The organism is Streptomyces sp. BL1, from assembly GCF_057628045.1.
This window is the reverse complement of record NZ_JBXYWZ010000002.1, coordinates 3,791,553-3,805,250: the sequence shown is the minus strand read 5'-3', so window position 1 is coordinate 3,805,250 and position 13,698 is coordinate 3,791,553. Positions and strand designations below refer to the sequence as shown.

The following is a 13,698-nucleotide window of genomic DNA, read 5'->3' as shown; positions in this document are numbered from 1 at the left end:
CCCCCGCGTGAAGCTGTCTGCACCGCCGCACGTACGCCACGAGCTCACCAAGAGGCTGAAGCGCAGAGGACGCGCCCTGTCCATGGACGACGTGACGGTCGTCGACCAGCCCATGCTCAAACGCGCGGTGTCCGCCGCCGCGCTGGGCAACTGCATGGAGTGGTTCGACTTCGGCGTCTACAGCTACCTCGCCGCCACCATCGGCAAGGTCTTCTTCCCCGGAGCCTCCCCCGGCGCGCAGCTCATCAGCACCTTCGCCACCTTCGCCGTCGCCTTCCTGGTCCGCCCGCTCGGCGGCATGTTCTTCGGCCCGCTCGGCGACAAGATCGGCCGTACCAAGGTGCTGGCGGCGACCATGCTGCTGATGGCGGTGGGCACCTTCGCCATCGGCGTGCTCCCCACGTACGACGCGGTCGGCATGCTCGCCCCGATCCTGCTGCTGATCGCCCGCATGGTGCAGGGCTTCTCCACCGGCGGCGAGTACGGCGGCGCGACCACCTTCATCGCCGAGTACTCCCCGGACGCGCGCCGCGGCTTCATGGGCAGCTGGCTCGACTTCGGCACCTTCGTCGGCTACGCCCTCGGCTCCAGCCTCGTCACCCTGCTGAACATGATGCTCAGCGAACAGGAGATGCTCTCCTGGGGCTGGCGGCTCCCGTTCCTGATCGCTGGGCCGCTCGGCCTCATCGGCCTCTACCTCCGGCTCAAGCTGGAGGACACCCCCGCCTTCCAGAAGCAGCTGGACGAGCACGACGCGGCGGTCAAGGAACGCGAGACCGAACGCCACGAGTTCCGCAGCATCTTCGTCACGTACTGGCGCGCCCTGCTCGTCTGTATCGGCCTGGTGCTGCTGTACAACGTCACCAACTACATGGTCACGGCGTATCTGCCGACGTACTTCACCGAGGAGCTGCACCGCAGCACCGGCTTCTCCGACACGCTCATCCTCTCGGCGATGGTGCTGGTGGTCGTCCTCATCACCTTCATCGGCCGGCTCAGCGACCGGGTCGGCAGGCGGCCCGTCTTCCTCGGCGCCGCCGTCGCCCAGGTCATCCTGGCCGTACCCGCCTTCCTGCTCATCCAGAGCGGCGGCGTCGTCATGCCGGTCCTCGGCGTCCTGCTGCTGGCGGTCCTGCTGACCGGCTTCGCCGCGCCCTCCGCAGCGACCCTGCCGGCCCTGTTCCCCACCGCCATCCGGTACGGCGCCATGGGCATCGGCTTCAACATCTCCGTGTCCCTCTTCGGCGGCACCACCCCGCTGTACACGGAAGCGCTCGTCGACGTCACCGACGACAAGCTCATCCCGGCGTACGTGCTGATCGTCAGCGGCATCATCGGCTTCATCGCGGCCCTCACCCTGCGCGAGACCTCGCTGCTGCCGCTCAAGGGCTCGCAGCCGCAGGTGAGTTCGGAAGAGGAGGCGCGGGAGCTGGTCGACACCAGCGAGACGGCACTGGACGAGATCCGCGCCGACGAGGCAGCGGCGGCCTCCTCGTCGGGGCGCTCGTCCGGCAGCGGCCCGGGCCCGTACCCGGACGGCAGCTGAACGCCTGGTGCCGGCCGGGGAGTCGGGGTTGGACTGAGTAGGCCGGCCTGTCGGGGGCGCGGCCCCTCCCGCCCCCGCTTCTCCCGCCACCGGCGACCCGCGGGCCCCGGCAGCCGCCGCACTCGGCTGCCGGGGCCCGCGGGCGTACGGGGGCCGGGGGTTCCGAGCCCGCGGGCTCGGTCGGATCTCCGGGCCCCGCAGGGGCCTCAGCTGCGCAGGAACGCGAGCAGGTCGGCGTTGAACGCCTCCGCGAAGCTCCCGGTCAGACCGTGCGGCGCGCCCGGATAGAGCTTCAGCTGCGCGTCCTTGACCAGCTGCGCCGACTTCTGCGCCGACGCGGCGACCGGCACGATCTGATCGTCCTCGCCGTGCGCGATGAGCGTCGGCACGTCGATGCGCCGCAGATCCTCGGTGAAGTCCGTCTCCGAGAACTGCGCGACGCAGTCGTACGCCGCCTTCGCCCCGCACGCCATGCTCATCATCCAGAACGCGTCACGGGTGCCCTGCGAGACGTCGGAGTCCCGCCGGTTCGCACCGTAGAAGCTCGCGCTCAAGTCCCGGTAGAACTGCGAACGGTCGGTCCGCACGCCCTTCCGGATGCCGTCGAACGCCTCGCGCGGCGTCCCCTCCGTGTTCGTCCCCGTCTGCAGCATCAGCGGCGGCACGGCGCCCAGCAGCACCGCCTTGGAGACCCGATCCGTACCGTGCCGGCCCATGTAGCGGACCACTTCGCCGCCACCGGTCGAGTGCCCGACCAGCACCACCTCGCGCAGGTCCAGCACCTCGATCAGCCGGGCCAGATCGTCCGCGTACGTGTCCATGTCGTTGCCCTGCCAGGGCTGTTCAGAGCGGCCGTGCCCGCGCCGGTCGTGCGCGACGGCCCGGAAGCCGTTCTCGGCGACCAGCCGCAGCTGCTCGTCCCACGCGTCCGCGTGCAGCGGCCAGCCGTGGCTGAACACGACAGGCGTCCCGGTGCCCCAGTCCTTGTAGTACAACGTGGTGCCGTCGGCAGTGGAAAACGTGCTCACAGCGTCCCCTCCCCGGTCGTACCGCCCGTGCTGTCCGCCGCCGCCCGTGGGCAACAGCCACAGGCCGAAGCTAGGCCAGCGGAAACCTTCTGAGAACAGCTCACATGCTGATAAACCCTGGGCACTTACGACACACCACCCCACCCCAACTGACGTGCCCCGCCCACCGGATCGCATCACAGCTGTGGCCCACATCACCGACTGCCGCCCACGGAGTACCCCCGGAAACGAGTCAGGGGCCTGACCCGCGATGCGGATCAGGCCCCTGACCTGTGTTCCTTCAGTCGGGGTGGCGGGATTTGAACCCACGACCTCTTCGTCCCGAATGAGGGACGGGTGGTGGTCACACCTGCGCCGATGGCGTTTGTGCTGTTCAGGAACGTGGCCTGGGTTGGTGCGGGGTGGTGTTGAGCGGCCCCCGGGAGCGGGTCGGCTCCCATATGGCTCCCAGGGGACGCCTCAGCTCCTCATGCCGCTGACTGCCCTGGCGACATCCAGGAGGGCAGTTCGGGCGGTGCGCCCGCCTGTCGGACCTCGGCACCGTTCCGGGCGGTCACTTCCGTCTGTGTCTCGTGGATGTCCGCGAGCAGGTGCTTCACCCGGTCTTCGAGGCACTGGCCGGCAGTTCCCCTGGGTACGGTTACCCATACCGGCCCGCCTTGCCTCGTATCACCGACTGCATGACCGACGAAGCCCTTCACTTCGTGCTGGTGCTCGACGATCCGAACGCCGCAGTAGTCGACCAGTTCCTGCAGGGACGCCACACGGTCCGGGCAGGCGTACTCCCGCCCCTGCGCAAGGAATTCGTTGAGGTCGGTACGCAGCCGGTCGGCCTCCTCGAAGGTCATCTCCACGTGGTGCCACTTCTTGGTGGTGCCGATGGAGAGGTCGAATTGAGGCAGCGGGGCGTGTGGCAAGTGCGTCATGCCGACATCGACTGTCTCGGCCTCACGCCCGTACTTGGTGTGGATTACCGGATGGAGTTCCAGTTCCATCTGTTTCTCTTCTGTGGCATGGAACTGATCGGCCAGGAGCCCGGTGGGGCAGTGGTCCTCTTGGTCCCGGTACTGGCACCAGGGCGGGCAGGGAGCGACGAGTTCGAGCGGGTGGGTCGCAGACGGGTACAGGTCGACGGCTTCGGCGGCGCCACCGATGATGACGGTCTCGTACCGATGCCGAAGCCCTCTGAGTCGCAGGGCGAACTCCTCCAGACCGGCGATGAACTGCTCCAGAGCGGCGGGGTCCAGTTCGCCGGTGCCGTCGACTGCCGCGAGCCACAGCCGGGGCACTTCGCCACGCGCCTCCTCCTCGTGGCCGAGCCCGATCTGAACGGACAGCAGCGGGACTTCGAGGCCCGGACTCATTCCTTCCGGAGCATTCAGACGTACCGGGGCACTGACGTGACTCCCCATCGCCTCTGCATGTGCCTCGCGAGCGCACCAGGCAGGGCACTCCGGCTCGGCCTGGCGCAGGGGCAGAACTGTTGTGGCGGACATGATGTCTCCTTTGTGTGGGGTGACTTCCTGTCCAGCAGTTTCAGTCCCGCTTACGGGCATCACGCCCTATACTCGCAAACTGGGCATACGGTCCGTCTCTCCAGCTCAGACTGCGGCCCCCGCCAACTGACCACGAACTGCGGCTCCACCCCGGCAAGTTCAGCAGCCACGTCACTGCATCCGGGATCCAGCCGGTCTGGGCGCTCCGGGCGAGTGGCCTACTCGAACGGGATTGATCGCGAACTTTCCTGCAGGCATGGCCCAGCTATGGGCCGTAGGCCGGAAGCTGTCCGCGCGCGGAGCACTCTGAGATGCAGTGCTGTCGCATCGGTACTCCCGCCGCCCCGACGCTCTTCACGCATATGAGCGCCGCTTGTGGAGAGCTCAGCTCCGCGGCACAGCGGGTGCACGCCGTGTGCGTTGGCGAGTTCACCGACGACGGGTATCAGGTGAACGACAAAACCCAGGTCGGGAGCACCTGACCTGGGACTTCCGTCAGAGTCGCCGCCCGGAGTCACACCGTGACCTACGCATTACGAGGGCCGGAATGACCGTGACGAGGTGTGGCGGACGCTGGGGCTTTTTCCTGTTTTTGCTGGTCAGAGCTCCGCGAGTGTCTACCGATTAACGGTCGATCCAGATGGTGCCGCACCATCGCTCACGCATCGCTCACGCACGGGAGGAGCTTGAGTCATCGCGCTAGAGCACTGACCGCGTGCGCGCGCTCATGCGGGAGGAGCCACGGCGCCTTCGGCCAAGTTCCTCTGTTTGTGGATCAGTTCAGCCCTGCTGCGATCCGGCGGGAAAGTTTCCGGAACTCTGCATACGGGCCTACCGGACTCGGGCATTCTGACCCACATGATTCCTGTGCTCGATGTGGAGATCTCTCATGAGTACACGCTCTCCAACCTTCATGTCTCCCTGACGGCCGAGGGCCTCGCCGAAGGCTTCACCGAGCACCACGGCTACGAGTGCACCGCCCTGGCCACCTGGGAAGACGCCGAGATCTGCCTCGCCGAGGAGGCTGAGATCCTGGATCGAGCGCGTGCGTCGCATGCTCCGGATGACCTGGAGGAGGTCCTGACAGTGATCTCCGAAGGCGATGACGTCGAATACGCCGAACTCTCGCAATCGCTCTGGTGGAACGATGCCGGAGCCGCGGGCCTGAGCCTGGCCCTCAGTGCGGCTCGGACTGCGACGTTCTACTCATGTTCCGGGAGCCTCGACACGAGCCATCACGCCGACCACCCGTTGGTCGGGGTCGCCCCGGATGCGGGCCGAGCCAAGCTCATCGCGGAACTCGCGAAGCGCACGAACTGCGGCGTGTGGCAGCAAGACCAGCGCTGGTACATCTACGCGAAGTCGGTGACCGACTTCCACACCTTGGCGCGGCTGGTCCTGGAACAGCGCGCCGCTTTCGCCGCCTTCCCTCCCCCTCCGTGGCTCGTTGGCCTCCCAGAGCTCCTGGACGCCTCAGATTGGTGACGCTTCGCCGAACAGCGCGCAAGCGCCATGCTTCGAACGTGTCTACTGCTGTGCCAGCTCGTTAGCTCAGGTGCCGTGACACACGAGGACCCGGAAGAGACGCACTCATCGGCTTCCTCTACTATTGCCCGTCGTAACGCACCAGAACGCGGCTTCGTAACCGAGTTCGCGACTTCTGCCTCCAGGGTCAACCTCCGGGAAGCTGGAGGTGACCGAGACATTCTTGCCCCCTTCGGGGTCTTCGTGATCTCCTGGTGCTCGTCGTTCTCACTGGCGTGGAGGTGCGTACTGTGCAGGAGTCGCACTACGGCGTACCCCTTGAGCGTAGCGACCAGCTGAAGCTCAAGCGCCACCGGAACAGCTGCAAGCCCGAGCGGTTCACTCAGTGGCTTGAGGGGTTCGGCAAGGGGCGGCGCTTGGCTGTCGACCTCTTCTCCGGGGCAGGTGGACTAAGCCACGGGCTCCGGCAAGCTGGATGGACCACTGCTGCTGCAGTTGACTCCGATGAGCGAGCGCTCGAGACCCATGCGGCGAACTTCCCCGGCATGAGTCTCCACATGGACCTTGGGGATCCCAAGGAACGGGACCGGCTCGAAGAGATCCTGGAGCCCGCACAAGGCAAGATCGACCTTGTGGCCGGCGGTCCTCCCTGCCAGCCATTCAGCCGAGCTGGACGCAGCAAGATCCGCAGTCTCGTCGAGCATCACGGTCGCGACGCCCATGACCGGCGTAAGGAGCTGTGGAGCGCGTACCTCGACGTCGTGAAGCGGATCAAGCCCCGAGCTGTCCTCATGGAGAACGTTCCGGACATGGGCCTGGGTGACGATTTCTTCGTGGTCCGCACTATCGAGCAGCAGCTGGAAGAACTCGGATACGCGACCCAGGTGCGTCTCGTGGACGCCTGGCGATACGGGGTCCCGCAGCATCGGAAGCGGCTGATCCTGTTGGCCCGGAACGACGTCGAGGAGTTCGAGTGGCAGGAGGAGGTTCCTGAGGAAAACCGGACGACGCTTCGTGACGCCATCGGTGACCTGCCGTCTCTGAAGGTCGTGCCCACGGAACGTGTCGGCGAGCGCGAGATGGGCTACGACACGCCCGTGCAAGATCTTTCCAACTTCGCAAAGGACATGCGCAAGAAGGCCCGCGCCGGCGTCGTCTGGGACCACATGACCCGGCGGGTACGCGAGGACGACTGGACCATCTTCGACGGCATGGACTCGAAGACCCTGTACTCGGACATCGATCCGACGCTCCAGCGCTACAGCGCCGACCACTTCACCGACAAGTACAAGAAGCTGGACTGGGGCGACCTCAGCAGGTCGATCACCGCCCACATCGCCAAGGACGGCTACTGGTATATCCACCCGGCCCAGAACCGCACGCTGACTGTGCGCGAGGCCGCGCGGGTGCAGACCTTTCCTGACAGGTTCCGGTTCGCAGGGACACGCAGTGACGCGTTCCGACAGATCGGTAACGCGGTACCGCCCCTCCTCGGTAAGGCCGCGGCCTCCGCGCTGCTGCCCTCCGGGAAGGCGCAGAACGACAACAGTCCGACTGTGCTCCGGCCACACTGGCGCACGGTCCGCCAAGACCTGACTGACTGGGCCAGGCAGCGTCGGCAGGGTGAGGATTGGTATCAACTGCCGCAGCTCTCTTCCGTACACGCGGCTATCGTCGCCGTGCTGTCCGGGGCCCGGCTGCAGCGGCTCCAGCTCCGCAGGATGGTCGAGTCCGTCCAGGAGAACACGACTCTGACGAAGAGGGCTCTGCAGACGCTTCTCGACACCGCTCCTACTGCAGCCGCCCGGACACGCATCGCTAGGTTGGCTCCGGTCGCGGGCAAGCCGAGTGTGTGGCAAGCGGAGAAGCGGGACGAGCTGCCGGCGCAGGTCGGCATGAAACCGGCCGAGGAGCGGCTCTACCGGCTGTTGGTCGACGAGGACCTTCTCTGGATCGGCCAGGGGGCGATACGCGTTGCGGCCCGTCTCAACGGCAGCGACTCGGATCGTACGAACAGGCTCAGTGATGGCCGTGTAGACCTGGTGAAACTGGTCGGAGCCGGAGAGGAAGCGCCTCTCCGTATGGCTGCGCTGCGCCTTGTCGGAGACACCATGTGCCGGGCGACGAGGCCACTCTGCGACGAGTGCCCGCTGAGCCGGCACTGCATCGCCCGGGAGAGCGTCGCCTCGGAGGACCACCTGTTCAGCAAGGCGGTGGTGGAGCCTCCCGGCCGCGACACGGTTCCTGTGCAGGACCGGGTCGAGGTGCCTCGCACCACTCGGCAGCGTTGAGCGTGACGGAGCTGCCCGCATCATACTGATGCGGGTCGAGGCTGCAATCAACGAACTGTTGAGCGAGGGAGCCCCGTAACAGGATTCCTGGCAGAGGGTGGTGAGACTGCCGAGGTCACTCCGCCTCGTGGCCAAGCGCAGTAGGCACGGGACGGAACCCCTGCCGCAGGGCCTCCTCGTGGACCTCCATTGCCTGCCTGGCCTGGGCTCCGATGACTCGCCGCCCCTGAGACAGACGCTGTGCGACTCGGTCCGCGATCTGCCTGTCGACGGAGCGCAAGAACCTGCCTTCGCGAGCCCAGTCCGCTAGAGCCCGCCACTCCTCACTGGGGACATCCTCGACCGCGGCTTCGGCCTCATCGGACTCGGTGCTCTCCGGGGAGGCGATCTCGAAGGGCTCGGTCGTGAGCTCGGCGGCCAGTGTGTTGGGGAGCATCCACGAGATGCGGGATACCTCGTCCCAGCAGTCGGGCTTCTTGGCCCATTCAGACACGTGCCGGTCGCTGGAAATCACCGTTTCCATAATCAAGGGGCACAGTTCGTCGAGGGCATCCCTCAAGGCGTCCGTGGTGCCTTGCTCGTTCCAGATCCTGTCGAGGTCGATCCGTTTTTCGGCAGCGAGCGAGAGCCGGGCGACCGTATACGTCGTGATCAGCCGTTTGTGGCTGCCAGCCGAGTGCGTGCGGGCGATCCGGTCGGCAGCTTGGAAAAGGAGGGCGGTGGCGATGGCGCGCTTGCAGTACTGCCCGTCGACGACGGGATCTGACTTCTCGATTCGCTCCATGAAGTGAGCGAAGTTCTTCTGGGCTCCCCGGCTCACCCAGTACGGAAGCTGCTCCCAGGAGTGCACGAAGGTGGCCAGGTCAGACTTGCTGAATCGCTGTCGTGTCGGGGTGATCAGCTTGAACTTGCGCTGGGCGGCGCGGGTGTCGTATTCGGCGGATTTGTCGGTGTACTGGCCCCGTGCCCGCTCGTAGAACCATCGCGTCTCTTGGCCGCTGCCGTCGGCAGCAGGGGCCCACAGGCTGCGGGAGACACGCTCGAAGGCAACGTGGAACTCGTGGTTCGAGCTGAAGTCGACCAACGTCACCTTGTTCTGGGTGTTGGAGTACTGGGAGATCCTCGGAACGATCTCGGACAGGAACCCAGGGTCGACGATCGTGAGCTTCATCTGCACGTGGACCCCGTCCAAGTCCTGCTTGTCGCGGGTCAGGACGTGGTGCAGTGAAGCGGTGGTCTGGCCGCCGTTCACGATCTGGAGACCGGTCATGCTCCTGATGGCGACGGGGTTGCCAGCCTCGTCGGTCTCGAAATCTACGTCCGAGGCGGTGGCGGTCACACCGTTGTTGTAGGCGAGGAAGCGGCCCGGGTCGTTCAGCAGCGTGTCTCGAATGCCCTTGTTCACCCCACCGCGGGTCTGCAGAAAGGACCGGACGTTGAGTTCCAGCAGTCGGGTCCGGTGTTCCTTGTATAGCTCGGCCAGCCACCGGCCGGGGATGACGGCCAAGACGACCGAGTAGTTCGGCTCGTTGCTGTGAGCTGCCAGGCAGGGAAGGGGACGCTCGAAGGTCACCTTGATGGGCTCGCCGATACTCCCGGAAGTCTCGTGCCTGTGGAGCCGCGCGAGGTCCCAGAGCTCGTGGGTGACGGGGATTCCCTCGAACTCCCTGGGCTCTGGAGCACTCGCCGTGCTGACCCGGTTGCTGAGTAGGAAGAGGCGGACCTTCGGAACGTTCGACAGTGCCTTCTCCACCCCGACGCACATGTCGTGAACATCGGTGTTGTCCTCCTGGTTGGGGCGGATGGCTCCATGCTTTCCCAGGAACGCGAACAGCCTGCGGAAGAGCCTGTCGGACTCGACCTTGGTCAGCTTGCTGCTCAAAGGGGTCAGGTTGAAGTCCGTGGTGTAGAGGTCGAGGCTCGAACCGTCCTCGGGCAGGCCGTAGCCGTAAATCTCCAGTCCCCGGGAGGAGTGGTACGCGAGCGCGGCGTCGGTGACGACTCCGGCTTCCTCGAGGATCTCGAATACGTGCTGGGTAAACGTGTTCGGGATCGAGCCGTCCTCGGCGTCCGCCAGCGCCTGAATGTCGGTGACCAGCGCGCGTGAGTACTCGTGGAGGTCGTGCTCAGCCATGGGTTCCTCGGATCAGATCGACCAGTGCCTCGGGCGTCACGCTGTGGTCCTTCAGCGCCGAAACGTCGATGGTGTAAGTGCAGTTGCCGACCCCGGGCGGCAGTTCGGCCTCGGTGATCCGGGGGAAGCCCTCTCCTACTGTCCAGAACTCGCTGCGGCGCAGGGAATAGCGGTCGTGGTCGTACAGGTCCCGCTGGCTCGGCAGATAGCCGGCCTGGATCAGCAGACTCTCGAATCGCTGAGAGGCGGAGGGTGAGGTCAGACGAACCCGTATCTCGTCCACCAAGGCACTCAAGGTCCGGCCGAGCCCCCGCTGCCGGTCGTCGAGGACGACGTGGGCCAATGCGAGAGGCGTAGCATCGGCCGAGTCCAGCTGGCGCTCGCTCGCGATCTGGACTGTCCGGGGAGAGCGGGCAGTAGTCGCCTTCACCTCGACCGCTGCACCAGGCAACTGGAAGTCCTGGTTGGTCTGTCGTGGACCGGTCCAGGAGCCGACGGCCGTGTGCTGGTCCAAAGCTGGAAGTACGTATTCGAGAAGGAAGTGGAGTTCACCGAAGAGACCGCACCGTGCCTGTCGGGAAAGGCCCTCGCGTGAAACGGAGCGCAGCAGCTGCTGCCACCCGACGTAGCGACGAACCGCGGCCTCCGCCGCCGTCTCCGTGTTCGGTGCGTTCCGCACCACGTCCGCGATGTCGAAGACGAGCGGAGTGAACACCTCGGTCAGTTCGTCGTCGGTGAGCATGACTTGGAGCTCATAGTGGTTGCCGGACACCGACGACAGGTTCAGCTGCAGGCCACGAGTGGCTGGCAGTTCGTGGATCTCCTGACGAACGGTGTCGGCGGTCCTGGCGTCGGTGCCGAGCAGCAGCATCCGCCGGAGGGCGGGGTGTGTCACCGCCACCTGGATGTCGTGCGGGGAGTCGGGATGGAGCCGCCGGGTGGACCTGCCCGGGGTCTGCTGGTGAGCCTCCAACTCCTGCCACATGCTCTCGTCGATCACTCTTCGTCCTCGAAGTCGTCGAACTCCATGTCCTGCTGGAACCAGATGTCGTTGACTACGTACTCGGTCTTCAGCTGGTGGTGGGAGAAGGGGAAGCTGATGGCGAATCCGACCAGCGGAGCGACAGGCCCGGAGTTCTCTGATGACTTGGCCACCTCGGCAGGGCTGAGGGGATACAGCAAAAGCAACGGCTGGTCAGGGCGGCGCTGGTGACGCAGAGGCCGACCGCGGGGGGTGTCCGGATCAAGCGGTTCGCCCTTCCTGTTGAGCTTCCCCTTCGCGGCCTCCTTCGTGCCCTTCAGCGCACGGCCCTTCTGCTCGTCGGTCAGGTCGCAGAGTTCGTCGGCGGGGCTGAGTACGCGCTTGATCGTGTGGCGGCCGGGAACGACCTCCGAGGACTTGGAGTGGCTGCGCGTGATGAGACCGATGGAATGGCCCGCGATCTCGGCCGCCGCACCCTCGGGCAGTCGGCTGGCAAGGCGGATTGTCCAGTTGCCCAGCTCACCCTGCTTGGCGCACTGGCGTACGTACTCCGCGATGAAGGCCGGCCGAACCCGCTGGGCCTGCCGGTCGGTGAGGTAGGAGTCGAGGAAACCTTCGGTGACGTCCGAGGCTGCGACACCACGCCAGGTGATGTGCCCGCTCCTGGCATCCACCTCCCCCGCGGAGAGCGCATCGAGGCGTGCGACGAACGACTCGAGAAGCTCGTGGTTGTTGCGGACCACCTTCTCGGAGAGGTCGAAAATGGTCGTCTCGGGAAGCTCACCGGAGTAGCTGAGACGGACACGCGTGCCCTGCCTCATCTTGTTGGAGGCCGTGATGCCGAGGCCGAGCGACGAGGTCCTGACCTTGAGACCGTACTCGCGGGGGGTGAGTCCCACCGCGGACATCTCCTCGACATCGCGCCGGAGTTCGTCCGTGGCCGCGGTGATCTCCGCGTACTGGCGCTGCAGCGTACGTGTCGTATACAGCCGGCACAGGTCTTCGTAGCGGGGGCGGTAGCCGAACCAGCGGCCCATCTGCAGCAGGGTGTCGTACGTCTTGGAGGCACGCAGGTAATAGCTGACCGACAGCCCTTCGAGGGTCAGACCGCGGGAGAGCTTCTCGCCGCCGACGGCGATGACCGACAGGCCAGTCTCCCGGCGCTCGTAGTACTGGAGGGCGTCCTTCGCCGCACCGTTGACGGCCATCACGGTGATCTTCGCGAGGGCGGCGTGGAGGTGGGGTTCGACGTCCTCCCAGTCGAGCCTGTCCCCGGTCATGTCCTCGGTACAGGGGACGAAGTCCTCATCCCACAGCTGCCGCAGTTCTTCCTCGAGTTCTTCGCGGGCACTGCTGAACCGGTCCTGGAGAACGTCGAAGAGCAGACGTACGTGGGCATCGATCTGATCGCAGACCTGCTGCTGTACGGCGGTGAAGCGGGTCACGTGCACCAGCATGGAGTTGTGCACGGCGACCTGCCCCCGTGCTCGACGCGCCGCGCAGGTCAAGACGAAGGACCGGATGGCGCGCTGCAGGGACTCGGGCAGGAAGTCGGGGACTTGGAGGTGGGACTTGTGCTTGTCCGGCACCCAGAGGTCCGTGTCCTTGATGTGCTTTATGAGCGGCAGCGGCGCGATGTCCTCCTCGTCGCCGTCGGTCTGCAGACCGAAGAGACGCTCGGGACCGAGGTAGTTGGACGGAGCCCGCAGGGTGCGAATGAAGCTCTCCGGGAAGAGGTCCGGGCCCAGCTCGTCGTGGTCGGTGTCGGGGTTGATGTAGATGTTCGCGAAGGGGGTCGCGGTGTAGCCGACGTAGGACGCCTTCGTGAAGCTGTTGACCAGCCGCCTGATGGCCTTGTTGATCGCCGACGGGTTGGTGTCGGGATCCTTGGAGGTGTTCACCCCGGCGTTGTCGGCCTCATCGTCGATGACGAACAAGGGGAGGTCGGGAACGACCATCCGGCCAGTCTCCGGGTCTTCCACGCCGTGATTGTCGATCACCCAGTCACGCAGGTTGTCGATGATCCGACGGTTCTTCTTGACCACGAGGACCACCGGGACACTGCCCACCGGCACGTTCGCGGAGACCGCCGTCTTCCGGGCGAAGTCCCCTTTCTCGTGGCTGGTGGTGAGCGATGCGGCCTTCAGGCGCTTGTCGTGCGACATGGCGCCGACACCGATATGCCGATGTGCGTCGTCGTCCGAGCGGAACTGGTACTGGGTGTCGAACCCGAGGAGCCCCTCGTCGATACGGAGCTGGGTTTGACTACGCAGGTCGTTGTGGATTCCGGCGAACACCACGATGAGCCGATAGCCGGCGTCGGCTGCCTTCGCGGCGAGCCCGATGAACTGCCCCGTCTTGCCGGACTGGACCTGTCCGATCACGAGACCGGTCCGGCGCCAGGTACCTTCCCGCTGAGGGTCTTCCAGTTCACCGAGAACATCGTCGGTGCTCTGATCGAGCCGCCGCACGACCTGTGTCGGAAGCTTGGAGACGCTCAGCAGATAGCGCCGGTAGCGGTCCCAGAACTCCCACTTCCGGTCGGCCTTCGCGTCGGCGAGCCAGGGTACGTGGCCCTCATCGTTCGTCATTGCGGAGGAGCCAGCCTGGAACACGGAAGCCCGAGCCTCAAGCTTCTTCCGCACTGGGGCCCGGTCCACGGTGATCCCCTGGGCCGCGAGAATGCTGACCGCGGTGTTCACAGCGAAGTCCACCTCGTCCGGCGTTGCTTGCCGG

The 13,698-nt window shown here is 65.8% G+C and carries 8 protein-coding genes; 3 read left to right on the top strand and 5 right to left on the bottom strand.

Translation table 11 applies throughout. From position 1 onward, the window contains the following. Window positions 1-7 precede the first annotated feature (7 nt). A complete protein-coding gene (proP, locus tag AC3AGO_RS16780; protein ID WP_487821016.1) occupies window positions 8-1,546 on the top strand; it encodes a glycine betaine/L-proline transporter ProP in 1,539 nt (512 codons plus the stop codon). A gap of 206 nt (window positions 1,547-1,752) precedes the next feature. Here proP and AC3AGO_RS16775 read toward each other — a convergent pair whose 3' ends face one another. Together AC3AGO_RS16775 and AC3AGO_RS16770 are read right to left on the bottom strand one after the other, a co-directional pair. After that, window positions 1,753-2,574 (bottom strand): alpha/beta fold hydrolase, encoded by an 822-nt coding sequence (locus AC3AGO_RS16775; protein ID WP_487821015.1) that lies wholly within the window; start codon window positions 2,572-2,574, stop codon window positions 1,753-1,755. Window positions 2,575-3,041: 467 nt separating this feature from the next. Further along, window positions 3,042-4,070: a DUF6907 domain-containing protein gene (locus tag AC3AGO_RS16770; RefSeq protein WP_487821014.1), complete on the bottom strand. Its 1,029-nt coding sequence runs from the start codon at window positions 4,068-4,070 to the stop codon at window positions 3,042-3,044. 858 nt (window positions 4,071-4,928) lie between these two features. On the opposite strand from AC3AGO_RS16770, the gene AC3AGO_RS16765 reads away from it, so the two are divergent. After that, the gene (locus AC3AGO_RS16765; protein WP_487821013.1) at window positions 4,929-5,555 is read left to right on the top strand and encodes a hypothetical protein; all 627 of its coding nucleotides are present in this window, start codon (window positions 4,929-4,931) and stop codon (window positions 5,553-5,555) included. A gap of 290 nt (window positions 5,556-5,845) precedes the next feature. Continuing rightward, the gene (gene dcm, locus AC3AGO_RS16760) at window positions 5,846-7,846 is read left to right on the top strand and encodes a DNA (cytosine-5-)-methyltransferase (RefSeq protein WP_487821012.1); all 2,001 of its coding nucleotides are present in this window, start codon (window positions 5,846-5,848) and stop codon (window positions 7,844-7,846) included. A gap of 115 nt (window positions 7,847-7,961) precedes the next feature. On the opposite strand, the gene AC3AGO_RS16755 is transcribed toward dcm, so the two are convergent. From AC3AGO_RS16755 to AC3AGO_RS16745, 3 genes are read right to left on the bottom strand one after another with little or no spacing between them, the layout of a single operon-like run. Next, on the bottom strand, window positions 7,962-9,980 hold the full coding sequence (locus AC3AGO_RS16755; protein ID WP_487821011.1) for an AIPR family protein: 2,019 nt from the start codon (window positions 9,978-9,980) through the stop codon (window positions 7,962-7,964). Continuing rightward, a complete protein-coding gene (locus tag AC3AGO_RS16750; RefSeq protein WP_487821010.1) occupies window positions 9,973-10,980 on the bottom strand; it encodes a PD-(D/E)XK motif protein in 1,008 nt (335 codons plus the stop codon). Before AC3AGO_RS16750 ends, AC3AGO_RS16755 begins: the two co-directional genes overlap by 8 nt. Further along, the gene (locus AC3AGO_RS16745) at window positions 10,977-13,553 is read right to left on the bottom strand and encodes a Z1 domain-containing protein (protein ID WP_487821009.1); all 2,577 of its coding nucleotides are present in this window, start codon (window positions 13,551-13,553) and stop codon (window positions 10,977-10,979) included. The genes AC3AGO_RS16750 and AC3AGO_RS16745 overlap by 4 nt, the downstream gene beginning before the upstream one ends. Window positions 13,554-13,698: the final 145 nt, after the last annotated feature.